Origin of the sequence: Stenotrophomonas sp. JAG2 (assembly GCF_041080745.1) — a bacterium.
Lineage (GTDB): Bacteria > Pseudomonadota > Gammaproteobacteria > Xanthomonadales > Xanthomonadaceae > Stenotrophomonas > Stenotrophomonas maltophilia_AA.
In genome coordinates this window covers 58,269-81,293 of record NZ_JBEUMH010000009.1, presented here as the reverse complement: position 1 = coordinate 81,293, position 23,025 = coordinate 58,269, and the positions used below count along the sequence as shown (strand labels likewise).

Genomic DNA, 23,025 nt, shown 5'->3' with positions numbered 1-23,025 from the left:
GTCTGATGAATCGACCGGGCGTGCCCGAATCGGAGACAATAGGGAAATGAGCAAGAACAGCGGCAAGGATAAAGCAAAGGACGCGACGGCCAACAAAACCATCGCGCTCAACAAGCGTGCCCGTCACGAGTACCACATCGAAGATCGCTTCGAAGCCGGCCTGGCCCTGCAGGGCTGGGAGGTCAAGTCGATCCGCGCCGGGCGCGGCAACATCATCGATGCGTACGCCTACGTGCGTGATGGCGAGATCTACCTGATCGGTGCGCAGATCACCCCGTTGATCCAGGCCTCCACCCACGTGGTGGCCAACGACCGCCGGGAGCGCAAGCTGCTCCTGCATCGCAACGAGATCGACAAGCTGATCGGCAAGGTCCAGCGCGACGGCTACACGATCGTGCCCACCGCGATGTACTGGAGCAAGAACAAGATCAAGCTCGAGATCGCGCTGGCCAAGGGCAAGCAGACCCACGACAAGCGCGATGCCGAGAAGGACCGCGACTGGGCGCGCGAGAAGTCGCGCACGATGCGCCGCCACAACCGCGACGCCTGATGACGCGCACGGTGCCCGCAGCGGGCATCCAGCCGGCCAGCGCCGAGGACACCCGCGCGGTGTTCGCCGGTCTGCTGGCCTTCAACCAGGCCGCCAGTGGCGATGCCCTGGACGACCAGCCGGTCAACCGCGTGATCCACGACGACGCCGGCCAGGTGGTGGCCGGGATCGCCGCCGATGTCTGCGGGGGCTGGCTGATGGTGCATGCGCTGTGGGTCGACGACACCCGTCGCGGCGAAGGCCTGGGCCAAGCCCTGCTGGCCGATGCCGAACAACAGGCCCGCACGCTCGGCGCACACGCCGTGACGCTGGATACCTTCTCCTGGCAGGCCGAGGGCTTCTACCTCAAGCAGGGCTATGAGGTGTTCGGCCGGCTGCATGAGTTTCCGCCCGGCCATCAGCGGCTGTATCTGCGCAAGCGGTTGTAGGGCCCCTACGCAGCGCCGGCATCGCCGTCCGGGCAGTAGGCGTCATGCAACGCCGCCAGCACGCGCAGTGCCGGCGACTCGGCCAGCGCATAGAAGATCGTCTGCGCCTCGCGCCGGGTGGTGACCAACGCCATTCCCCGCAGCACCGCCAGGTGCTGGGACAGCGCCGACAGACCCAGCCCACTGAGCGGCTGCAACTCCCCCACCGACGCCTCGCCTTCCACCAACCGACACAACACCCGCAGCCGTGCCGGATGTGCCAGCGCCTTCAACAGGGCAGCGGCCTGGTCCGCTTGGGCGGCCATCTCTGCAGCACGGGAGGTCACAAGGGAATGTCGAGTCGGGTTCGAATCACGCATGACTTGCACTTTACCTGAGACAACCCTAATTTAGATTTATCTGAATTACAGGGCGAGCCCATGTCGCATCCAGACTTTTCTACCGCTGCCGTTGATCGCCCATGACGCCGGGCTGGGTGACCGCCCTGGCGGGCGGTGTATTGATTGGCCTTGCCGCCACCGCCCTGCTCTGGCTCAACGGCCGCATCGCCGGCATCAGCGGCATCACCGCCGGCGCCTTGTTCCCGAAACGTGGCGAGACGGCGTGGCGCTATGCATTTCTGCTGGGGTTGATCGCGGCCGGTGCACTTGCGCTGCACTGGCTGCCCTCCGCCGCGCCCTCACGCACCGGCTTTCCGCCGGTACTGCTGATCGCAGGCGGCCTGCTCGTGGGCTTCGGCACCCGGCTGGGCGGCGGCTGCACCAGCGGCCATGGCGTCTGCGGCCTGGGTCGCCTGTCATTGCGCTCGCTCGTCGCCGTCGGGGTGTTCATGGTCACCGCGATACTGACCACCTTCATCGTGCGCCACGTCGCGGGGATCGCATGAACCGACAGAGTCTGGCCGCGCTCTGTGCGGGCGCCTTGTTCGGTCTCGGCCTGGCAGTCTCGGGCATGACCGATCCGCTGCGCATCCTCGGTTTCCTGGATGTCACCGGCGCGTTCGACCCGTCCCTGCTGTTCGTTCTCGGCGGCGCCGTCGCGACCACCGCGCTGCTGTTCCGGTTCGTGCTGCGCGCGCCGCGGCCGCGCCTGGCCGATCACTTCCATCTCAGCGACAGCCAACGGATCGACACCCGCCTGCTCGGCGGCGCAGCGTTGTTCGGCATCGGCTGGGGCTTGGCGGGCTATTGCCCCGGGCCGGCGCTGGTCGGTCTCGGCTATGGGGCCCACGAAGCCCTTTGGTTCGTGCCGGCGATGCTCGTTGGCATGGCAGTGCACCGGGGGTGGGAACGTCAGGCTCAGCGCGCGTCGTCCACCTGATACGGTCGCATCTCCACCGGCGGCGGGTCCACGCCGTGCTTCTGGCGGTACAATGCATTGAGATGCAGATTCAGATGCAGCGCCTCGGCCTCGGCCAGCAGGCGTTGCTCGCCGCTAAGCCGTGCCCCCAGCATCATTTCCCGGTGCAGCGCCGTGGTCAGATCGCCGCGCATCTCGGCCACGCGGGATATCGCGTAGGCCTCGGGAATCCCTGCCGTATCGGCACCCGCCTTCCAGGACGACAGCAGGCTCAGCGCGAACAGATCGCCTTCCGCGCCGGCGGCCAGCAGACGACTTTCGGCCTTCGGATCCGCGCCCAGCCGCCGCGCATCGCGCATCGTTGCCGCCACCGTGTCGCCTGCTCGTGCCGCCTGGTCGAGCTCGGCGTCGGAGGCCAGCTGATAGCGGCTCCACTGCGCGCCATTGGGGAAGCCGTGCTGGTCGAGCCAGCGCCGCTCCTCCGGGTGACCGGTGCTGAAGGGGTCCTGGGCGATATCCAGGCCCTCCCCCGAGCGGGGGAGATCGGGGAAGGGATGGCGCGGCTTGGTCGAGAGGGTCGGCGCCACTTCAACCGAAGGCGTGGCCGCCTGTACGGCCGGTTTCGACGCCTGCCCTGCCCTGCCAGGCGCCTGCGCACCCGACGTCGACCGCCAAACGCTGGCAGCTCCGATCACCGCCACCACCAGCACCGCCACTGCAATCCACACCTGCTTCTTCAACGCCTCGTCCCTGTCAGCAACCACTCTTCCGGGGCCGGATTGTAGTCCGCCGGTGCACCCGGGTGCCCACCCCGCCTGACCCGCGGACGCCAGCGGGACAACGATCTTTCCCCGCCAACCCCGCACAACTGTCAGAATCCCCGCATTGATACGGAAAGGATCCGCGCGTGACTCTCGAAACTACCCCGGCACCCGCACTGGCGGCGGACGAACTGACCACCCTGCGCGCCGACGTGGCGGCGCTGGAGTTCATCTTTGACGAACTCGCCCGCGCCATGGACCCGGCCGCGCTGCTCAAGGTGCTGACCTACCTGATCCGCAACGCCAAGCGCGTCGCCTCGGAGACGCAGAGCTACGACAGCCTGGAGCACCGCCGCCTGGTGGCCCAGGTGGAGTCGCTGATGGCCCGGGTCGAACCGCAGGCCAAGAAGCAGGCGATGACCGTGCGCAACGAGCACAACCGCCTGAAGAAGGAAAAGGCCCGCCACAAGGCCGACAGCCGCCGCCAGCTCCAGAAGTAAGTACCTGGCGGGTAAGGTGACTGTTCAGCTCGATTGGAGTAGCATCCAACCCGTCAAGTAGACGTCCGGTGCTGTTTCCGGATGAAGTGCGGTTCTTGAAGAAACCGGGGGTGCATTGGTTTCGACGGGGGTTGTGAAGTTACTTGGTGCATGCCGAGGGGGCAGCTTTCCTCGTTAATCCAGCAGCAAACTTTTAGTTGCCAACGACGACAACTACGGTTCGAACGACTTCGCAATCGCTGCCTAAAAACAGCTTTAGCGTTTAGTTCTACAGCCGCCTTAGGCGAACCCCCGAACCTACTTGTGCCCGTGCTCGTAGATGTAGGGTCATTATCACGGAACCGGTTGTGATGGCTGCCTGTCAGTCACGACTTAACTAAAGCAGGCTGGTCCTGGGGTGCGCTTTGCACACCGTGCTGCCACAGGATGAGATTTAACGGTGAGCTAAGCATGTAGTACCGGGGATGGAGTGCCTTCGGACGGCGGTTCAATTCCGCCCACCTCCACCATTAGACGGTCCCACAAGGACCACAGAAAGCCGGAACCTCCCGTCAAACAAGGGGTTCCGGCTTTTTTGTTGTCCGGTGCCAGGCCACTGCTTATGGCGAGGCAGACGCTGGCGCCGGAAACATCGTGCGCAACGCCTGCAGGGCCGCCGGGTGATAGATCGTGGCGTGGGTCTCGTCCGGCATCGGCTGGTACTTCACCAACAGCGAGGGCGAAGCCTGCTGCAGCAGCGCCGAGAACTGCAGCGTGGTGGCCGCCAGTTGCGGCTGACCGCTGCTGGCCAGGAACACCCGCGGCTGCGCTTGGCGGGCCGCCGCCAGTTGCTTCGGTGCATCGGCCAGCAACTGCCCCCGGTTCCACCACAGGCTCGGGTCGAGCGCGATGTAGCTGCTGAACAGCGTGGGTTCCTGCAGCAGCGTCTCCACCACGAACAGGCCCGCCAGCGATTCTCCCATCAGTACCCGTTCGTCGGTGGTCGCATAGCGCTGGCGCACTTCCGGCATCAGCTCATCGCGCAGGAACGCACGGTACGCAGCTGACCCACCGATGCGCGGGGCGATTTTCCTGTCCTCGGGATCGCTACTGGGGCCGGTCATATCACGGCGACGCTCGGTGTTCTCGATGCCGACCAGCAGGAAGGGACGGATGCTGCCATTGCCGGACAACACCTGCACCAGGCCCGCCACGTGCAGGAAATCCTCCTCGATGCCGCCGTCGGGCATGTAGATCACCGGAAGCGGCTCTTTGGGGTCCAGTCCCCATGGCCGCGGACGGTACACGTTGATGCGGCGGGTCTCACCCAGCACCTTCGACTGCACCGTGAACGTTTCACCGATGACCAGCGGCGAGCTGGGTGCGGACGAGGCCAGCTCAGCGGCCAGCGAGGGTGCAACGAACCCGGTAAGCAGCAACAAGGACAGCACGAACAGGCGCATGGAGCGATCCATCGATGGCAGGAAGCGAGCATAGCCGCCAGCGAACCGGAAGCGAATCAACCGGATTGACGGGAACGCCAGGATCGACAAGAACCCCTCACGGCAACGTAAACTTCCGCGCCATCCGCAGCGGCCACACCGAGGTGAACTGCGCGCCGCCCACCAGCCGGTACGCCGCAGACACACTGTGCAGCACTCCCAACCTCTCCAGCACATCCTTGGTCTTCCGGAACGTCGGGCGCGGATCCGCGGTGAACATGAAAAGGTTGATCTCCTTTGCACTCACGTCATAGCCATCCAGCGTCGCTGTCTTGCCGAGCGCGGCGGTCAGCTCAGCCTCCAGCGTCGCCAGGAAGGCCTCATCGTCCAGCGACTTGCGCCAGAACTTGATCACAAGCTGGTAATCCATCAGGCGGGCCCGTCATTCAAGAAGTGAACCGCCAAGGTTACCCGCATGGCGGGCATCACGCTGTCGTCGAGGCCGCCGCGATCGTCTGCGCCAGCCGGTCGGCGATGACCTGCCGCACCTCGGGCGCCAGCCGCGAGCGCGACAGCGCTTCGAACACCCACATGCCGTCGGCGGCGAGCTTGGCGATGAACAGGTCCAGCGCGGCCGGATCGCTCAGGTCCTGCGGCGTGGGCGGCGACCAGCGCTCCACCACCGTGGTCCAGGGCTGCATGTTCTCGTCGGTGGCGGCCGCATCGAACATCAGCTGCAGCTCGGCCCGGCTGGCGGTCTGGGCACAGGTGAGTGCGTAGGCCTGGTAGCGTTCGGTTGCCGCCGCGGCCTCGGCCGGCTTGCCGGCGGCATCGGTCATGCTTGCCTCCCACACGCTGGCCAGGTGCTGGTGGATGCCCTGCAGCAGCGCATCGCGCGAGGGGAAGTGGTACAGCAACCCGCCCCGGGCGATGCCGGATTCCGTGGCGACCGCTTCGAAGGTCAGCGCGGTGATGCCGTCGCGTTCGATCACGCGAACGGCGGCATCGAGGATGTTGGTTCGGTTGCTCGGGCGCATGGGCTCAGTGGGCGTGGGAGACGGTGGTGGCCGTGCCGGGGCCATGGCGGCGCAGCAGCACGCCAGTGATGACCGTGCCGACCAGCAGCACGGCGGCAATTACATACAGTACCCAAACATAGCTGGCGTCGTAGGCGCTGGCAGCGGCAGCGAGCCACCCCGCGTCAGCGCCCGGCCGGGCCGCCAAGGCGAATGCCTGCTGGATGCTCTCACCGGCACCGGCATCCACGCCGTCCGGCAGCGACACGGTGGCCGAGTACAGCGCGGCGATCAGGCTGCCCAGCAGCGAAACCGCGAACAGGCTGCCGAACTCATAGGAGACCTCCTCCACCGACGACGCCATGCCGGCGCGGTGCGGCGGCACGTTGCCGATGATCGCGGTGGAGGCGACCGAAATCGTCGCGCCCATGCCCAGCCCGGTGAGCAGCAGCCCGGCAACGGTCCATCCCAGGTCGCCACCGAAGGTCATCGCCACCAACAGCACGCCCGCGGTGCCGACGCCGAGGCCGCCGGTGATCAAGGGCAGCAGCCCGACGCGATGCAGGAACGCACCACCGAAGATCGCGCTGGGCAGGCAGCCGAGCGCGACCACCGAGACCAGCAGACCGGCCTGCAGCGGCGTGTACTCCGCCACCAGCTGGAAACGCTGGGTGGTCAGCAGCTGCAAGCCCGCGATGGCGAACATCGCGAACGCGGCCGAGAGCACGCCGGCCAGGAACGGCGCGTTGCGGAAGATGGCCACGTCGAGCATCGGGTACGGCAGGCGACGCTGGCGACGCAGGAACAGCACCAGGCCGACAACGAAGGTCAGCGCGGCCCCACCGGCCAGCGGCCAGTTCGGCGGTGCATGCGCGATCTCCTTGATCGCCACCACCAGGCCGGACAAGGCCACCAGGCTGAGCAGCGAGGAGAACATATCCCACGGCCTGCTCGCATCGGGCGTGCCGTGCGGCGCGAACAGCACCGCACCGACCAGGGCCAGCAGCACGATCGGCACGTTGATCAGGAACACCGAGCCCCACCAGAAATGCGCCAACAGCACGCCGCCGACGATCGGGCCGAGTGCCGCGCCGATGATGGAGATGCAGCCCCAGACCGCGATCGCCAGGTTGCGCTCGCGCTCGTCTTCGAAGGTCAGGCTGATCAGCGCCAGGGTGGCCGGCATCATCGCCGCGGCGCCCACCGCGAGCAGCGCGCGGGCCCCGATCAGCAGGTTGGCATCCGGGGCGAACGCGGCGAGCAGCGAGGCGATGCCGAAGATCACCAGGCCGATCAGGAACATCCGGCGATGACCCAGGCGGTCCCCCAGGGTGCCCGCCCCCAGCAGCAGGCCCGCCATCACCAGCGGGTAGGCGTTGATGATCCACAGGCCCTGCAGCGGCGTGGCGCCGAGCTCGGCAGTCAGGGTCGGCAAGGCGGTGTACAGCACCGAATTGTCGAGCGTGATCAGCAGCAGGCCGGCGGCGACGGTGAGGAGCAGGCTCCAGCGCTGGGTCTTGGTCGGGGTCATGGGGGAGGCAAACGGATCGGGCGGGGTCGTAACTATACAGGACGTCCTGTTTTGTTAAGAACCCTCTGCAGCTCGGGTGTTCAGGCTGCGGAGGGCGCGTTGGTGCGCCGCCCGGACGTGGCCGCCCGGCCCGTCCATTCGCGTTTGTTGGATGGCAGGGGGGCTAACCCGGGCAGGCACGCCTGTCCGGTCCGCACGGTGTCGGGGATGGCTATGGACGGACAGAAAGAGGCGTTTCGGCAGGCACACGCCGAGCTGGAACAGTGCTGGACAGGCGGCCGGTCGGCCGCCCAGCGTTGGGCGGTATACGACCAGATCCACGATCGGCTGGTCACGCAGTGGCCGGCCGATGCCAACCGTATCGTCGGGATGATGGTGATGTGGGTGACCGAAATCCGCGGCAGCTGCCCGTCCCCCTGCCCCGCCACCGGGTCAGCCGGGAAGAGCAGTACGCTGCGGCTGCGCCCCTGCCGCATCGATTCCTGACCGCCTACGGCGCGGGCGGCTGGAAGGGCTCGTTGTGCCCGGCCACTTCCATGTTGATGGCATTGATCAGTGCCGATACGGCGGACGCCAGGCGGCGGCTGTCGGCGATGGAGCCGAAAAACAGGATCGAGGTGCCGTCCAGTTCGACGCCGGCCAGGCCGAGCTCGCCCTTCAGCGCGGCGACGCGCTCGTCGAACAGTTTCAACCAGTGCGCATCGGGAATGACATCGAGCATCGCTACGATGGCTTCGTCCGCACCATGATCGACCCGGGTCTGCAGTGTCGGGACGTCGAAACCCAGCAGTCTTGGCACGCTGCTGTCCGGTACGGGGATGCTCATGCGCGCATGGTAGCCGGTAACCCGAGGCAGTGCGGGAAGGCGTCCGGAAACGGCTGAAGCGTTGTCGTTCGTGGAAACACAGAGGCCCGGCCGATTGGGCCGGGCCATGGTGCGTAACGGCCCGCCTTATTCTTCCTGGTCGCTCTGCTGGCCCGAGCGCTGGCCCTGCTGTTCCTGGTCCTGCTGTTGCTGCTGCTTCTGGGCGTCGCGGTCGCGCTGATCCTGCTGCTCCTGCTGACCCTGCTGCGGGGCGTTGCGCTGTGGATCGTTCTGACCCTGCTGCGGGTTCGGGGTGTTGGCCATTGCCGTATCTCCGGTGTCCGGCATCGAAGTGGTGCCGGTGAATCCACGCTAGGCCTGCCGGCGTTACCCATGTGTGCGTAGCAGGCGCTTGTGCATGCACGCGCCGGGCACCTGCGTAAACAATTCAGAACGCATCGGAAGCCGGCGTGGATAGAGCACGCTGCGTTCATAGCACCGAGATGCGGCAAGCCACGAAGCATCCACAGTCCCTTGATCGGCGCGCGATCATGCTCGGCACGACACGCCCCTGCCGGGCTACCGAGGACCTGCCATGACACCGTTCCGTTCACTGCTGTTGACCACCCTGCTCGCCGTGACACCGATGCTGGCCACCGCGGCGGACAAGGTCACCACCACGCCCGTGCACTTCACCAAAGGTGCCAGCAGCGCCACGCTGCGCGGCACGCTGTCCGGCTATGAGACCGTCCGTTACACGATCGCGGCGCGCGCCGGCCAGACCATGGCGGTGACGATCGATGGCAGTCCGAATGCCAGCTTCAACGTGTTCGCCCCCGGCGTGGTGCCCGGCCAGGGTGAGGCGCTGGGCGGCAACGATGAGAAGCGGCGCTGGAGCGGCACCTTGCCGACCTCAGGCACCTATGTCGTGCAGGTCTACCAGATGCGCGCGCAGGCGCGCCGTGGCGAAAAAGCGCCGCACAGCCTGACGGTCGCCATCCGCTGAGCCCATCCCCGGGTATCCTCGGCGTTGTCGGCTGCCTCCTCGCAAGGACCCCGGGATGGACTTCCTCAAACTGCTGCGGTCGCTGGAAGAGTTTCTCTACGAGCTGTGTACCTGGTTCCTGTTCTTCCCGCGCACGCTGTATCGGGTGATCGTGCATCCGCGGCGGATGGCGCATTACGTGGATACCGAACTGAAGGAAAAACTGGAGCATCAGTTCGACGATGCGATCAGTCCGCCGATGTTCCTGATGCTGGCGGTGCTGGTCGCACACGGCGTCGAGCTGATGCTGCACCAGCAGATCGTCGGCACCGGAGCGCTGTCGCGCTCGATCTTCGGCAATGAGGAAAGCCTGCTGCTGTACCGCTCGATCACTTTCGCGATCTGGCCCCTGGTGACCACCACGCACCTGCTGCGGCGCAAACACGTGGCGCTGACCCGCGAGTCCCTGCGCCGGCCGTTTTTCATGCAGTGCTACCTGACCGCACCCTTCGCGGTGACGCTGTCCACGAGCATGGTGTTCGTGCGGCTCCCGGGCGAGCTGTCGACCGTGCTCGGAATCACCGTCGGCGTGATCGCCGCGCTCTGGTACGCCGCGGTGCAGGCCCGCTGGTTGAAGGTCGCACTGCAGCGTTCCTGGCTCAACACGATCCTCTCCACGGCGTGGGTGCTGGTGCTGGGCGCGCTGATCAACCTCACGCTCGGGATCATCCTGCTGTCGAACTGATCACATCGCCGGAAGGCTCCGTGAGGCGGGAGTAGACGTCGAAATCACGCGACACGCCCGCCACCCGGCGGTAAAGGCGCAGGCGGCCTTCCAGGTTGAAGCCACACCGGCGCAGCACGCCTGCCGAGGCGGCATTGGTATCCAGCACCGACGCCTGGATCCGCTGCCAGCCGAAGCGCTGCCAGGCCCACGCGACCACTTCATTGCACACGGCACTGGCGATGCCCCGTCGCCAGTAGTGCGGTGCAAGTTCGTAGGCGATCTCGGCCGTGCCATGCTGCGAGTTGATGCTGTGGAAACCGATGCTGCCCGCCAACGCACCCTCGGTGTCGACGATGGCCAGCCGCACCTGGGAGGCTGACGCATACTGGCCGCAGGCAGCGAGGATGGGCTTCAGATCCTCGGCGGAGGCCAGCGACCAGCTGGTCTGGGCGGTCACCTCCGGCAGCCGCAGCACCGCATACCACGCGTGCGCGTCTTCGGGTCGCAACCAGCGCAGCGACACATCAGGGTGGCCGGCGGGCGGCACGGCAACAGGCGAACGGGGCACAGCGATCTCCAGCAAGGCGTAGCGTCATTCAAGCGGAGTGCCGCAACGTGTACAAGCCTGGTGCCCCCGTGATAGATATCCAGTGCGCATGTGCGCGACTGCAGAGAGCAAGGATCATGCTGATGAAACTGCATTTGGCCACGACGGCCGCACTGGTCATGGCGTTGGGTGGCATCGGGGCGGCCGTGACGGCCGACGCGGCGGGACCTGGGACGTCCACCACCGATTGCGTTCGCCTGTCCAATGGCCCCTACGCCCATCAACGCTGCACCGTCACGCATATCGAGGACGACGGCAGCGTGTGGACGTCGGTGTACTACATCGACCACAACGGCCAGTGGTATCTGCCGGCCGACTGAGTCTCGTCTTCCGGCAGGGGGACGGGCCGTGCAACCGGCCCGTCCCCCGATCAACCGCCATGTCGCGCATAGCCTTGCCCCGCCCTTCCATGCGACCCTCTGGGAACGTTTTCATGGAATGGAGGGATTCCACATGCTGTCTCGTTTCCATCGGCCCGCGCTGCTGGCCCTGATGATGTTCGCGGCCCCGCTGGGTACCGCCTGGGCGCAGGCACCGGCTGCGTTGAAGGTGATGTCCTTCAACGTCCGCACGCCGGCCGATACCGACCCCGGCAAGCGCTGGGAAGACCGCCGCGATGCGATGGTCACGCTGATCCGTGAGCAGAAGCCCGAGGTGATCGGCACGCAGGAACTGGTGGAGAAACAGGGCGCGTACCTGGTTGAGCACCTGCCCGGGTATGCGCTGTTCGGCAAGGACCGCCGCGGCGGCCACGGCGACGAACACATGGGCGTGCTGTACGACACGGAGCGTCTGAAAGTGCTGGAATCGGGGGACTTCTGGTTGTCCGATACGCCGGACGTGCCGGGCAGCATCACCTGGGGCAACCTGTTCCCGCGCATGGTGACCTGGGCGCTGTTCCAGCGGCAGGCCGACGGCCAGCGCTTCTATCTGTTCAACACCCACCTGCCCTACCGCGATGAGGATGAGCCGCGTCGCGTGCTCGGTGCGAAATTGATCGTCTCGCGCCTGGCGGCGCTGCCCAAGGACATCCCGGTGGTGGTCACCGGCGATTTCAACAGTGAGCCCGGCAGTGACACCTACAAGGCGTTCACCGCCGCGCTGGGCGATGCACGCACGCTGGCCGGCAGGGTCGACGGCCCGCGCCTGACCTTCCACGATTTCACCGGTACGCCCACGGTGGAACTGGACTGGATCCTGGTGCGCGGCTTCAGCGTGGACCGCTTCAGCACGCTGGACCAGAAACCCGGTGGCGTGTTGCCGTCGGACCATTATCCGGTCCAGGCCGAGCTGCGTTTTGCTGCACCGGCTGCTGCCGCAGGCAGATAAGCGCCTGTCCGCTGGACGGCCGGGAGCCGTCCAGCGGCATCACACCGCCGCGATGGCGGTGCGATAGCGGGGTCGTCACCGGCGCTGTGGTCAGCGCTGGGTGACCGCCACCGGGGTATTGGCCGCGTCCTGCTGCTGGCCCCAGCCACCCAAGGCCTTGTACACACCGACCACGCTGACGTTGACCGTGGATTCGGCCTCGGCCAGCGCGTCATCCGCAGCGAGCTGCGTGCGCTGTGCATCCAGCAGGGTCAGGAAGTCTTCCGAGCCCTCGCGGAAGCGGATCTGCGCCAACTCCTCGGCACGCCCTGCCGCCTGGGCCTGCTCGGCGACGATCGCCAGGCGGGCCTGCTGCTTGGCGTAACGCGTCAGTGCGTTCTCGGTGTCTTCCAGTGCCAGCAGCACGGCCTTTTCGTACTCGGCCGCGGCACCGTCGGCCTGTGCCTTGCTCGCGCGCAGACGGGCTTTCACCGTGCCGAAATCGAACGCGGCCCAGCTGATCGACGGGGTCACCGACCATGCCTTGTTGCTGCCGTTGACCAGCCCACTGGCATCGCCGGACAGGAAGCCGACGAAGCCGCTCAGGCTGATCCGCGGGAACAGATCGGCCGTGGCCACGCCAACGCGCGCGGTCGCCGCTGCCAGGCGGCGCTCGGCCACGCGTACGTCGGCACGCTGACGCAGCAGATCGGTGGTGTCACCCAGCGGCAATGCCTTGGCGTACGGCCGCATCTCGCGCGGCTGCAGCAGGCTGTCCAGCGCGTCCGGGCGCTGGCCCAGCAGTACCGCCAGACGATGACGTGACTGCACTTCGGCCACTTCCAGCAGCGGGATGTCGGCCTCGATCGCCTTCAGTCGGGCACGGCTGCTCTGCACGTCCAGCTCGCTGCCGGCGCCCAGTTCCCACCGGGTTTCGGTGAGCTTCTGGGTGTCGCGCAGATTGACCAGGGTGCGTTTGGCCACCGCGATGCGCTTCTGGGTACCGCGCAGCTCGAAGTAGTTGCGGGCCACTTCGGCGGCGACGGTAACCTGTGCATCGGCGAGGTTGTCCTGCTCGGCACCCAGGTCCGCGCGCGCCGCTTCGGCGGCACGGCGCTGGCGGCCGAACAGATCCAGCTCCCAGCCGGCATCGAAGCCGAGCTGGTAGGTCTCACTAAAGACGCGCTCGCCACCGACGGTCGCATCCGGCTGCTTGCGGCGGTCGTAGCTGCCGCCACTGGTGACGTGCGGCAACTGGTCCAGGCGCTGCTCGACGAACACCGCGCGGGCCTCGCGCACACGCGACATCGCGATGCGCAGGTCCAGGTTGGTGCCCAGTGCGTCATGCACCAGCTGCTCCAGTACCGGGTCATCGAACTGGGCCCACCAGCTCGCCACTGGCGAGGTGGTGGTGAACACCGGCGCGGCGGCGCCCTGCAGGGTCACCGGCTGGGCCGGTGGCGCCTGGTAGTTGGGGCCGACGCTGACGCAGCCGGCCAGCAGCGCGCTGGTCACGGCCACGGTCAACAGGCGGATCACCATGGCAGCACCTCGCCGAGGTAGGTGAAGCTGCCGTTCGGGCCGTCGGCATCGATCAGCGCCATGCCGACGCTGGAACGCGCGCCTTCGCTGATTTCGATTTCGCCCTCGCCACCGTTCATATCGGTTTTGACGTAGCCCGGATGCACGGTGTTGACCTTGGTGGTGCTCTCGCGCAGCTCGTAGGCCAGCTGTACGGTCCAGGCATTCACCGCGCTCTTGGAGGCGTTGTAGGCCGGCACCGCGAAACCGTAGATCGGCGAACCCGGCTGGCTGTGCAGGGTCAGCGAGCCCAGGATGCTGGACACGTTGACGATGCGGCCGGCCGGCGACGCGTTGAGCAGCGGCAGGAAGGCCTGGGTGACGGCGATCACCGCGAACACATTGGTGTCGAAGGTATCGCGCCAGGTCTGCAGGGTCTGCGCCGAGGGGGCCAGCTTGATGTCGTCCAGCAGGATGCCGGCGTTGTTGACCAGAATGTCCAGGCGGCCGTGACGCTCGGTCACGGTCTGCACGGCGGCGGCGATGCTGGCGGCATCGCCCACGTCGAGCTGGATCGCCTCGACCGGCAGGCCCTCGGCCTGCAGCTTCAGCACCTCGGCCACGGCGACGTCGCGCTTGCGCCCGGCCAGCAGCGTATGCACGCCGGCCTGGGCCAGCTGACGGACGGTTTCCAGGCCGATGCCGCGGGTGGCACCGGTGACCAGGGCGATCTTTTGGGTAGCGGTATTCATGTGAAAAACCTCGCGGGGGAAGGAATCAATGGTGGATGGTCGGTTCGCCGTGGGTCACCAGCTGCCCGCCGCCGTTACGGCTGACGAACTTGCGCAGGGCCACGTAGAACACCGGGGTCAGGAACAGACCGAACAGGGTGACGCCCAGCATGCCGGCGAACACCGTGATACCGGTCACCGAGCGGACTTCCGCGCCGGCGCCATGCGAGATCACCAGCGGGATGGTGCCGGCAATGAACGCGATGGAGGTCATCACGATCGGGCGCAGACGCAGGCGGCACGCTTCCAGTGCAGCCTCCACGATGCCCTTGCCGCCCATTTCCAGTTCGCGGGCGAACTCGACGATCAGGATCGCGTTCTTGCATGCCAGGCCCATCAGCACCACCAGGCCGACCTGCACGAACACGTTGTTGTCGCCACCGGTCATCCATACGCCGAACAACGCGGACAGCAGGGTCATGGGGACAATCAGGATCACCGCCAGCGGCAGCGACCAGCTTTCATACAGCGCGGCCAGCACCAGGAACGCCAGCAGGATCGCCACCGGGAACACGATGAAGGCGGCCTTGCCCTGGGTGGCCTGCTGGTAGCTCAGGTCGGTCCACTCGGTCTGCATGCCCACTGGCAGGACCTGCCCGGCGATCTCGGTCAGCTTGGCCATGGCCTCGGCCGAGGACAGCATGCGCGGGTCGGCTTCGCCGGCCAGATCGGCCGCCGGGTAACCGTTGAAGCGCAGCACCGGGTCGGGACCGTAGGTCTCCTTCACGGTGACCATCGAGCCGATCGGCACCATCTCGCCACGGTTGTTGCGGGTACGCAGGCGACCGATGTCTTCCACGCTGTCACGGAACTGGCCGTCGGCCTGGGCGATCACCTGCCAGGTACGCCCGAACTGGTTGAAGTCGTTCACGTACGCCGAGCCCAGGTAGGTCTGCAGCGTGTCGAACAACTCGGTCAGCTCCACGCCCTGGGCCTTGGCCTTGACGCGGTCCACTTCGGCATCCAGCTGCGGCACGTTGGCCTGGTAGCTGGTGATCGGGAACGCCATGCCCGGCGTCTGCGCGACCGCACCCTGCATCGTGCTTACTGCAGTCTGCAGTGCGCCGTAGCCGAGATTGCCACGGTCCTGGATGAACATCTGGTAGCCGTTGCCGTTGCCCAGGCCGAGGATCGGCGGCGGCATCATGGAGAACGCGAAGCCCTCCTGCAGCCCGGCGATCTTGGCGTTGATCTCGGCATTGATCTGCGCTGCGGTACGGCCCTTGCGCTCACTGAACGGCTTGAGCGGAACGAACGCTACACCGGTGTTGGGCGTATTGGTGAACTGCAGCGCGTTCAGACCCGGGAACTGGATCGTGTGCGCCACGCCATCGGTGTTGCGCGCGATCTCGGCGACCTTGGCCAGCATGGCGTCGGTACGTGCGATCGAGGAACCCTCCGGCAGTTTCACACCGGCGATCAGGTACAGCTTGTCCTGGGTCGGAATGAAGCCGGCCGGCACCGCCTTGAACATCAGGCCGGTGGCCAGCAGCAGGCCGGCGTAGACCACGAACACCAGGCCACGACGGCCCAGCAGGCGGCCGACCGAACCGTGGTACTTCTCCGAACTGGTCTTGAAGAAGCGGTTGAACGGACGGAAGATCCAGCCGAACAGACGGTCGATCAGACGGGTCAGGCCATCTTTAGGTGCACCGTGCGGCTTGAGCAGGCGTGCGGCCAGGGCCGGCGACAGGGTCAGCGAGTTGATCGCCGAGATCACGGTCGAGATGGCGATGGTGACGGCGAACTGCTTGTAGAACGCACCGGTCACGCCCGACAGGAACGCCATCGGCACGAACACGGCGCACAGCACCAGCGCGATCGCCACGATCGGGCCGGAGACTTCACGCATCGCCTGGTGGGCCGCAGCCAGCGGGGTCAGGCCTTCTTCGATGTTGCGCTCGACGTTCTCCACCACCACGATCGCGTCATCGACCACGATGCCGATCGCCAGCACCAGCCCGAACAGGGTCAAGGTGTTGATCGAGAAGCCCAGCACGTACAGCGCCGCAAACGTACCCACGATGGACACCGGCACGGCGATCAACGGAATGATCGAGGCGCGCCAGGTCTGCAGGAACAGGATCACCACCAGCACCACCAGCGCGATCGCCTCCAGCAGGGTGGAGACCACGGCCTTGACCGAGTCGCGCACGAAGATGGTGGTGTCGTACACCGCTTCGTACTTCACGCCGGCCGGGAACTGCTTGGTCAGCTCATCCATGGTGTGGATGACCGAGTCGCGGATTTCCAGCGCGTTGGCGCCCGGGGCCTGGAAGATACCGATACCGACCGCGTTCTTGCCGTCCAGCTGCGAGCGCAGCGTGTAGTCACCGGCACCCAGTTCCAGGCGGGCGACATCGGACAGGCGCACCACTTCACCGTCGTCACCGGCCTTGAGCACGATGTCGCGGAATTCCTGCTCGCTGCGCAGGCGACCCTGGGCGTTGATCAGGGTCAGGAAGTCGCTGCTCGGCATCGGCTCGGCGCCGAGCTGGCCGGCCGAGACCTGCACGTTCTGCTCGCGCATCGCACGCACCACGTCGCTGGCGGTCAGGCCGCGCGCAGCGATCTTGTCCGGGTCCAGCCACGCACGCATGGCGTAGTCGCCGCCGCCGAACATCTGCGCATCACCGACGCCCTGCAGGCGTGCCAGGGCATCCTTGACGTGCAGGCGGGCGTAGTTGCGCAGGTACAGCGAGTCGTACTTGCCGTCCGGCGAGGTCAGGTGGACCACCATCAGGAAGGTCGGCGACTGCTTCTGGGTGGAGACACCCTGGCGGCGCACGTCTTCAGGCAGGCGCGCCTGCGCCTGGGCGACGCGGTTCTGCACCTTGACCGCCGCCTCGTCCGGATCGGTACCCGGGCGGAAGGTCACGGTCATCTGCAGCACGCCGTCGGAGCCGGCGACGGACTTGATGTACATCATGTCCTCGACGCCGTTGATCGCTTCTTCCAGTGGCGTGGCCACGGTTTCAGCGATCACCTTGGGGTTGGCGCCCGGGTACACCGTGCGCACCACCACCGATGGCGGCACCACTTCGGGGTACTCGCTGATCGGCAGCATGGGGATCGCGATCAGGCCTGCGGCGAAGATCACGATCGACAGCACCGCCGCGAAGATCGGCCTGTCAATGAAAAAACGGGAAAAGTCCATGGGTGGATTCCTGGGTGTTCGCCGACACCGGCGTGCAGGACCCCTGCCGCTGTCGCGGACGACAGCGGAGACGGGCAGCCCCGCACGGGGCATCAGCGAGGGAAGATCAGTTCAGAGCGGCGGTGGCTTTCGGCGCAACGGTGCCGCCGGCCGGCTGCATCGCGACGGCCTTGGCCTGGACCGGCATGCCCGGCATGAAGACTTTCTGCACGCCGTCGATGATCACGCGGTCACCGGCCTTCAGGCCCTGCTCGACGATGCGCAGGCCGTCGGCGGTGCGGCCGAGTTCGATATCACGGCGCTGTGCCTTGTTGTCCTTGTCGACCACGTAGACGAACTTGCGGTCCTGGTCGGTCAGCACGGCTTTGTCATCGATCAGCATGGCCTGGAACTGGCCGCTGCCGAGCAGCTGCACGCGCGCGAACAGGCCCGGGGTGAAGGCGCGGTCGGCGTTGTCCAGCAGCGCGCGGACCCGGATGGTGCCGGTGCTGCGGGTGACCTGGTTGTCCAGGAAGTCGACCTTGCCTTCATGCGGGTAGCCGGTCTCGCCGGACAGGCCGACCTTCACCGGCAGTTCGCTGTCGCGCTCGCTCGGGCGTTCACCCTTGCGGGCCATCTGGGCGTAGCGCAGGAAGGTCCCTTCATCGGCATCGAAGTACACATGCACCTTGTCCAGCGAGACCAGCGTGGTCAGCACGCTGGCACTGTCGCCGGCGGTCACCAGGTTGCCGGCGGTCACCATCGCGCGGCCGGCACGGCCGTTGATCGGGGCGCGCACCTGGGTGAACTCCATGTTCAACCGCGCCGCATCCACCGCCGCCTGTGCGGCCTGGACCTGCGCCAGTGCCTGTTCGGACACCGCGCGGCGCTGCTCCCAGGTCTCGGTGGAGATCGCCTGCTGGTCGGACAGGCGGCGGGCACGGTCGGCTTCGCTGCGGCTCACCTGGGCCTGGGTGCGCGCGCGGTTGAGCTCGGCGGTGGCGCGGTCCAGCTCGGCGCGGTAGCTGCGTGCGTCGATGGTGAACAGCACGTCGCCCTTCTTGACCTCCTGGCCTTCGACGTAGTTGACCTTGTCGATGTAGCCGGAGACGCGCGGGCGCAGCTCAACGCTTTCGACCGCTTCGACGCGGCCACTGAAGTCGTCCCACTGGCTGACCTGCTTGACCAGCACCGGGGCGGCACTGACCGACGGCGGCGGCGGCATGCCGGCTTCTTCAGCGTGGCTGCCACTGCAGGCGGTCAGCACCGCGGCGGCGAGGATCGAGACGCCGGCCATGGCCAGCCGTCGGGTGAAACGATGCGGGGAGGAGTTGGAAGTCATGTCATGCATCCGTACGTAGGGGTGGTGATACAGAATCGAAAACGTGGGGCGACGTGGGGGGCGTAGCCTGGGACCTGAACCTTGGTAGAGGTCAAGCCGTGCCGGCCGTGTTGCGCGACATCGGAGGGGGACGGTCCAGATGCAGCAGCCCGCGCGGCAACTCGGCATCGCGCGCGTCGCAGCGCACGATCGCGCGGTTGTCGGTGCAGTTGTCCAGCAACGAGACCACGCGACGGCCGACCAGCAGCGCGCTCGGCCATTCGATGCAGGCCTTGGCCGCATTGGCCGGGGTACACACCGGATCGCACACTTCCAGCATCTGCGCGCGCACACCGAGGGCCTGGGCCTCCTGGTGAAGCACCTGCGCGTACATGCGCGTGGCGGACATGGTGATGGAGGATTCCCCATGCCCGGCCCACGGCTTGAAACCGGCGGGGCCGCCGACCAGTACGTAGCGCCGTGCCTGCCCGCCACCGCGCAGCAGCGGCAGCAGATGCCGCCCCGCATGCACGTGCGGCATCACGTCGGCCTGCAGCGCCTGCAACAGTGCATCGCCACTGCGATCGGTCACCCGACCGCGGTTGTACGGGCCGCCCATTGCATCGACCACGGCCGCCAGCGCGCGGCGACGCCCGCCGATCCGCTCGGCCACGGTGCGCGCAGAGCCGTCATCGCCCAACGAGCCCAGCAGGACTTCCAGCCCCGGCTCATCGGCGAACTGCTCCTGCAGCGCGGCCAGCCGCGTGGGATCGCGGCCGACCACCAGGACCGGGCTGCCGGCCTCCAGCAAAGCGGCCACGATGCCCTGGCCCACGCTGCCGGTGCCACCGAGCACCAGCACCTCGGGGGCCAATGTCCCATTCATGGGACTTTCACTCCCGTCGCCGGGATAATCCCAATTCGACCCAGTCGGTCGTTGCCACGGGCACCCAGGCGAAGGCTGCCACCGCGCTGCATGTTGGCAGGCGGAGTGAATTCCCGGAAAGCCTTGCGGGACAAGGAACCCAGACGGGGTTCCACGGTCATCGCGAGGTCCAGCGGGGCGTTGGGGCCGCTACGCAGGCGGCCAAGAATGTTCCGCAACCACATGGTTGTCGTCCTTCATATCTGGAATGGCGCCAGATTAGTCCTCAAACTCCCCCTTGATTAGTCCGGATTTAGGGGAATAATCATCCCGTGCCCGGCACAATCATTTGCGGCACTCTTCCCCTCCCCCGACTTTGGATCCCGTCATGGCCCACGATCTCAACGACACGCTGATCTTCGTCAAAGTGGTCGAACAAGGCAGTTTCATCGCCGCCGCCACTGCACTGGGGCTCCCCAAGACGACGGTGAGCCGCAAAGTGCAGGAACTGGAAACGCGTCTCGGCGCACGCCTGCTGCACCGGACCACCCGCCGCCTCGGCCTCACCGAGGCCGGCTCGGTCTATCACGAGCACTGCCAGCGCATCGCACGCGAACTGGAAGAAGCCGAAGGTGCGGTCAACCAGCTGCAGTCCGGCCCGCGCGGCTGGTTGCGCTTCACCGTGCCGTATTCGATCGGCATCACCTGGATCGCGCCGCTGCTCGGCCAGTTCCATGCGCAATACCCGGAAATCCAGCTGGACATGCACCTGGGTAACGAGAAGCTCGACCTGATCGCCGGTGAAGCGGATCTGGCGCTGCGCGTGGGCACCCTGCCCGACTCCAACCTGGTGGCGCGCAAACTCGGCAGCCTGCGCACGCAGGTGTTCGCCAGCCCGGCCTACATCGAGCGCTACGGCGAGCCGCTGCATCCGGATGAGCTGCAGTTCCACCGCATCCTGGCGATGCGCAAGGCACGCAACCTCAACAACAATCGATTCTTCTGGCAGCTGGGCGAGAACGGCGGCGAGCTGCTCGATTTCCCGGTCAATCCGCTGCTGGTCGCCAATGATCCCTCCGCGTTGAACGGCGCACTGGTGTGCGGCGAAGGCCTGCTGCTGACCGGTGACGTGATGGCCAAGCCCTTCGTCGAATCGGGCATGGTGCGCCGCGTGCTGGCCGGCTGGACTGGCCCGGAAGTGGACTTCAACGCGGTGTTCGCCGGCGGCCGGCTGGTCTCGCCGAAGGTGCGCGCGTTCGTGGATTTCCTGGTCGAGAAGATGAACTTCGACGCCAACTACATGCTCGCCCAGTGCCCGGCGGCGAAGCTGGCCAAGCAGCAGCAGACCCAGGTGGAAACGGAGATGCAGGCGGCCGGGAAGCGGATTCTGGAGACGGTGACCGCGGGGTGATGCTGACAGTACGCCGGGCTGGCGACCTACGCCATGCCGTCGCTTTGCGCTCTTGCCGGGTAGGAGGTAGTGACCGCAATCTCGTTCCACCGTCACACGGGAACGGATGTTGGACACCTTACCTGCACGCAAGGTTGCGGAAACGCGGCACCTCCGGTTGCGGGAAGAAGCCTGTGCCGTTGTCGTAAACGAACTAAAGCCCCTTTATCCGCATCTGCATCTGTCTGACATCGACGGTGATGCGGTTGACCAGGCGCGACGTTGGGCAGAGGCCCCGGACACCACGACGCGCCCGCGGGCCCATGTTCCATGGGACTGGCGGGAACTCTGGAAGCGCTTCCGAAATCATGCGTGCAGAGTGGATCTTGCGATTCGGGATGCGGAAGTGCTGTGTGCTCTGGCCGTCGGTCGAGTCAGTAAGGGGCGGATGGTGGCAAGCATCCACTATCTTCAGTCGAATCCCGCGTCACATGGTTTGGAAGGTGAAATCGGGCGTATTGCGACTGCCTATTTGCTTGCACTTGCCACTCAGCTGCGGTGCAGCGAGATCGCGCTGAATCGTCCGGTACCGGAGTTGGTGAGGTACTACGAGAGGCTAGGCTTTACCAGGCATGTCCATCGCAGAGGCGTGCTCTCGCGCCTTGTTCATGACATTACGGTTGATGGCCATGATTTGACAGCCGCCGTAGACCGCAGTAGTAGACTTCCGTCAGGACCGACCCACTCAGGGGGCCAGCGATGAAACGCTCCACTCAATTGAAGCCAGGCAAGCGCGCCGCCCCCCCCGTGGACATCGCCAAGGTCAGACGTCATCTGTCTGGAGGCATTGCCACGAGGCCTGGCGAGACGTTGACCAAGGGCGAGCTGAAAGCAGTGTTTGATTCGGACAAGGCGGTTCTTGCCCGGGCATCCCGAAGGGCGGGTGAGGATGTACTGGTCAAGTACAACGGGGTGATGGCCGGCGCAATGAACCCGCGCAAGCGTTCCAAGCCTGTCTAGACTGATGCTGCGCCCGGTTGGTCGGTGACCGGTAAGCGGGCAGCGTCATCTGGGAAGAGCAGCCGGCCAGTGGCCGGCACTTTGGCGGCGCTGTCGTTTGGGCGTTGCGGGTGTGCAGACGTGCGAGCGGACGGCGTTGTTCCGGGTGTACCGGCCAACGGCCGGTACCTACAAAAAATGCCGCCTGTAAGGGCGGCATTTTTGTGTTGCGAACCTGCGGCTCGCAACACGCAATAACAGCGCGCTAGCGCGCTGTTATTGCTGCAACGGAATCACACGGATCTCGACGCGGCGGTTCTGCGCGCGGCCGGCATCGGTGTTGTTGTCGGCGATCGGGTAGGCCTTGCCGGCACCCAGGGTTTCGATGCGGGCGCGCTGCACGCCCTGGCCAGCCAGGTAAGCGGCGACCGAGTCGGCGCGTTCCTTGGACAGGCGGTTGTTGACCGCATCGCTGCCGATGCTGTCGGTATGGCCGACCACTTCGATCATCGTCTGGTTGTACTCGGCCAGCGTGCTCGCCACGCCGTTGAGCGACCCGTAGAACTGCGGCTTCAGCGTGGACTTGCCGAAGTCGAAGGTGATGCCGTCCGGCAGGTTCAGCACGAGGTTGTCGCCATTGCGGGAGACATCGATACCGGTGTTGGCGGTGCGCTCGCGCAGGGCGCGTTCCTGGCGGTCCTGATACTGGCCGACGGCCGCGCCGCTCAGTGCGCCGATACCGGCACCGATCATGGCGTGCTGGCGGCGTTCGGTGGCGCTGTTGCCGCTGAGCAGGCCCGCGGCGACGCCGACGGCGGTACCGATCAGGGCGTTGCGGCCGGTGCGGTTCTGCTGCTCGACGGGATTGCCGTACTGGTCACTCTGCACGTAGGAGCCACCGGTGGCGCAGGCCGTCAGGGCGGCAGCAGTCATCAGGGCCAGGGCCACGTTGCGGGTTGCGGGTCGAATCATGAGGTTTCTCCTTGGTTACCGGTCGGCGCCGGCGTGCGGGCCGTGAAGAGCATAAACAGCCCAACGCGATGCCGGCATGATGAATGGCACGC

General features: G+C 66.4%; 27 protein-coding genes and 1 other RNA gene. 13 read left to right on the top strand and 15 right to left on the bottom strand.

Features of this window, described 5'->3' with window-relative positions; all coding sequences use genetic code 11:
* The first annotated feature begins 46 nt into the window (after positions 1–46).
* Entirely contained in the window at positions 47–550 is a 504-nt protein-coding gene (gene smpB / locus AB9O74_RS13170; protein ID WP_179459174.1) for an SsrA-binding protein SmpB, read from the top strand.
* Positions 550–978, top strand: a complete 429-nt coding sequence (locus tag AB9O74_RS13165) for a GNAT family N-acetyltransferase (protein WP_369349565.1) — start codon at positions 550–552, stop codon at positions 976–978. The genes smpB and AB9O74_RS13165 overlap by 1 nt, the downstream gene beginning before the upstream one ends.
* Positions 979–983: 5 nt before the next feature.
* Here the strand turns inward: AB9O74_RS13165 and AB9O74_RS13160 are convergent, their stop codons facing one another.
* Positions 984–1,283, bottom strand: coding sequence for an ArsR/SmtB family transcription factor (locus AB9O74_RS13160; RefSeq protein ID WP_369349564.1), 300 nt, complete (start codon positions 1,281–1,283; stop codon positions 984–986).
* 155 nt (positions 1,284–1,438) lie between these two features.
* On the opposite strand from AB9O74_RS13160, the gene AB9O74_RS13155 reads away from it, so the two are divergent.
* Positions 1,439–1,864: a YeeE/YedE family protein gene (locus tag AB9O74_RS13155; protein ID WP_346477949.1), complete on the top strand. Its 426-nt coding sequence runs from the start codon at positions 1,439–1,441 to the stop codon at positions 1,862–1,864.
* Positions 1,861–2,298, top strand: coding sequence for a YeeE/YedE family protein (locus tag AB9O74_RS13150; protein ID WP_346489170.1), 438 nt, complete (start codon positions 1,861–1,863; stop codon positions 2,296–2,298). The genes AB9O74_RS13155 and AB9O74_RS13150 overlap by 4 nt, the downstream gene beginning before the upstream one ends.
* On the opposite strand, the gene AB9O74_RS13145 is transcribed toward AB9O74_RS13150, so the two are convergent.
* The gene (locus AB9O74_RS13145) at positions 2,277–3,017 is read right to left on the bottom strand and encodes a hypothetical protein (protein ID WP_369349563.1); all 741 of its coding nucleotides are present in this window, start codon (positions 3,015–3,017) and stop codon (positions 2,277–2,279) included. The two genes, AB9O74_RS13150 and AB9O74_RS13145, sit on opposite strands and share 22 nt — an antisense overlap.
* Before the next feature lie 167 nt (positions 3,018–3,184).
* Here AB9O74_RS13145 and AB9O74_RS13140 point away from each other — a divergent pair, with 167 nt between their 5' ends.
* Together AB9O74_RS13140 and ssrA are read left to right on the top strand one after the other, a co-directional pair.
* Positions 3,185–3,538, top strand: a complete 354-nt coding sequence (locus AB9O74_RS13140) for a hypothetical protein (RefSeq protein WP_121042052.1) — start codon at positions 3,185–3,187, stop codon at positions 3,536–3,538.
* 106 nt (positions 3,539–3,644) lie between these two features.
* Positions 3,645–4,047: a transfer-messenger RNA gene (gene ssrA, locus AB9O74_RS13135) on the top strand.
* Positions 4,048–4,137: 90 nt separating this feature from the next.
* Here ssrA and AB9O74_RS13130 read toward each other — a convergent pair.
* The 4 genes from AB9O74_RS13130 to AB9O74_RS13115 form a co-directional block, all read right to left on the bottom strand.
* Positions 4,138–4,980 carry an alpha/beta hydrolase gene (locus AB9O74_RS13130; RefSeq protein ID WP_369349562.1) on the bottom strand — a complete coding sequence of 281 codons (843 nt, stop codon included), beginning with the start codon at positions 4,978–4,980 and terminating at the stop codon, positions 4,138–4,140.
* A 97-nt stretch (positions 4,981–5,077) separates the two neighbouring features.
* Positions 5,078–5,389, bottom strand: a complete 312-nt coding sequence (locus tag AB9O74_RS13125; protein ID WP_369349561.1) for a hypothetical protein — start codon at positions 5,387–5,389, stop codon at positions 5,078–5,080.
* A gap of 55 nt (positions 5,390–5,444) precedes the next feature.
* The gene (locus tag AB9O74_RS13120; RefSeq protein WP_369349560.1) at positions 5,445–5,996 is read right to left on the bottom strand and encodes a TetR family transcriptional regulator; all 552 of its coding nucleotides are present in this window, start codon (positions 5,994–5,996) and stop codon (positions 5,445–5,447) included.
* 4 nt (positions 5,997–6,000) lie between these two features.
* Complete coding sequence (locus AB9O74_RS13115; protein WP_369349559.1) at positions 6,001–7,506, bottom strand: MFS transporter; 1,506 nt, start codon at positions 7,504–7,506, stop codon at positions 6,001–6,003.
* 213 nt (positions 7,507–7,719) lie between these two features.
* Here AB9O74_RS13115 and AB9O74_RS13110 point away from each other — a divergent pair, with 213 nt between their 5' ends.
* Positions 7,720–7,992 (top strand): hypothetical protein, encoded by a 273-nt coding sequence (locus AB9O74_RS13110; protein ID WP_369349558.1) that lies wholly within the window; start codon positions 7,720–7,722, stop codon positions 7,990–7,992.
* Between the two features lie 4 nt (positions 7,993–7,996).
* Here AB9O74_RS13110 and AB9O74_RS13105 read toward each other — a convergent pair whose 3' ends face one another.
* Positions 7,997–8,332, bottom strand: coding sequence for a hypothetical protein (locus AB9O74_RS13105; protein ID WP_194243709.1), 336 nt, complete (start codon positions 8,330–8,332; stop codon positions 7,997–7,999).
* A 126-nt stretch (positions 8,333–8,458) separates the two neighbouring features.
* A complete protein-coding gene (locus tag AB9O74_RS13100) occupies positions 8,459–8,635 on the bottom strand; it encodes a hypothetical protein (protein WP_369349557.1) in 177 nt (58 codons plus the stop codon).
* 271 nt (positions 8,636–8,906) lie between these two features.
* On the opposite strand from AB9O74_RS13100, the gene AB9O74_RS13095 reads away from it, so the two are divergent.
* Positions 8,907–9,317 (top strand): g-type lysozyme inhibitor, encoded by a 411-nt coding sequence (locus tag AB9O74_RS13095; protein WP_369349556.1) that lies wholly within the window; start codon positions 8,907–8,909, stop codon positions 9,315–9,317.
* 55 nt (positions 9,318–9,372) lie between these two features.
* Complete coding sequence (locus AB9O74_RS13090) at positions 9,373–10,041, top strand: hypothetical protein (RefSeq protein ID WP_369349555.1); 669 nt, start codon at positions 9,373–9,375, stop codon at positions 10,039–10,041.
* Here AB9O74_RS13090 and AB9O74_RS13085 read toward each other — a convergent pair.
* Positions 10,022–10,591: a GNAT family N-acetyltransferase gene (locus tag AB9O74_RS13085; protein WP_369349554.1), complete on the bottom strand. Its 570-nt coding sequence runs from the start codon at positions 10,589–10,591 to the stop codon at positions 10,022–10,024. The genes AB9O74_RS13090 and AB9O74_RS13085 overlap by 20 nt on opposite strands.
* Positions 10,592–10,713: 122 nt before the next feature.
* On the opposite strand from AB9O74_RS13085, the gene AB9O74_RS13080 reads away from it, so the two are divergent.
* Both AB9O74_RS13080 and AB9O74_RS13075 read left to right on the top strand, forming a co-directional pair.
* Positions 10,714–10,950, top strand: a complete 237-nt coding sequence (locus AB9O74_RS13080) for a hypothetical protein (protein ID WP_346477932.1) — start codon at positions 10,714–10,716, stop codon at positions 10,948–10,950.
* A 133-nt stretch (positions 10,951–11,083) separates the two neighbouring features.
* Positions 11,084–11,959: an endonuclease/exonuclease/phosphatase family protein gene (locus AB9O74_RS13075; protein ID WP_369349553.1), complete on the top strand. Its 876-nt coding sequence runs from the start codon at positions 11,084–11,086 to the stop codon at positions 11,957–11,959.
* 90 nt (positions 11,960–12,049) lie between these two features.
* Here AB9O74_RS13075 and AB9O74_RS13070 read toward each other — a convergent pair whose 3' ends face one another.
* The 5 genes from AB9O74_RS13070 to AB9O74_RS13050 all read right to left on the bottom strand — a co-directional run bounded on the left by AB9O74_RS13070 (position 12,050) and on the right by AB9O74_RS13050 (position 19,593).
* Positions 12,050–13,480, bottom strand: coding sequence for an efflux transporter outer membrane subunit (locus AB9O74_RS13070; protein ID WP_354274232.1), 1,431 nt, complete (start codon positions 13,478–13,480; stop codon positions 12,050–12,052).
* Positions 13,474–14,211 (bottom strand): SDR family oxidoreductase, encoded by a 738-nt coding sequence (locus AB9O74_RS13065; protein WP_369349552.1) that lies wholly within the window; start codon positions 14,209–14,211, stop codon positions 13,474–13,476. Before AB9O74_RS13065 ends, AB9O74_RS13070 begins: the two co-directional genes overlap by 7 nt.
* 25 nt (positions 14,212–14,236) lie before the next feature.
* Entirely contained in the window at positions 14,237–17,407 is a 3,171-nt protein-coding gene (locus AB9O74_RS13060) for an efflux RND transporter permease subunit (RefSeq protein ID WP_176989719.1), read from the bottom strand.
* A gap of 106 nt (positions 17,408–17,513) precedes the next feature.
* Complete coding sequence (locus AB9O74_RS13055; RefSeq protein WP_176989718.1) at positions 17,514–18,728, bottom strand: efflux RND transporter periplasmic adaptor subunit; 1,215 nt, start codon at positions 18,726–18,728, stop codon at positions 17,514–17,516.
* 91 nt (positions 18,729–18,819) lie between these two features.
* Positions 18,820–19,593, bottom strand: a complete 774-nt coding sequence (locus AB9O74_RS13050; RefSeq protein WP_346489144.1) for an SDR family NAD(P)-dependent oxidoreductase — start codon at positions 19,591–19,593, stop codon at positions 18,820–18,822.
* A gap of 367 nt (positions 19,594–19,960) precedes the next feature.
* On the opposite strand from AB9O74_RS13050, the gene AB9O74_RS13045 reads away from it, so the two are divergent.
* On the top strand, positions 19,961–20,983 hold the full coding sequence (locus AB9O74_RS13045) for a LysR family transcriptional regulator (RefSeq protein ID WP_346477925.1): 1,023 nt from the start codon (positions 19,961–19,963) through the stop codon (positions 20,981–20,983).
* A 738-nt stretch (positions 20,984–21,721) separates the two neighbouring features.
* The gene (locus AB9O74_RS13040) at positions 21,722–21,982 is read left to right on the top strand and encodes a hypothetical protein (RefSeq protein WP_354274231.1); all 261 of its coding nucleotides are present in this window, start codon (positions 21,722–21,724) and stop codon (positions 21,980–21,982) included.
* Between the two features lie 255 nt (positions 21,983–22,237).
* Here the strand turns inward: AB9O74_RS13040 and AB9O74_RS13035 are convergent, their stop codons facing one another.
* Positions 22,238–22,933, bottom strand: coding sequence for an OmpA family protein (locus tag AB9O74_RS13035; RefSeq protein WP_176989714.1), 696 nt, complete (start codon positions 22,931–22,933; stop codon positions 22,238–22,240).
* Positions 22,934–23,025: the final 92 nt, after the last annotated feature.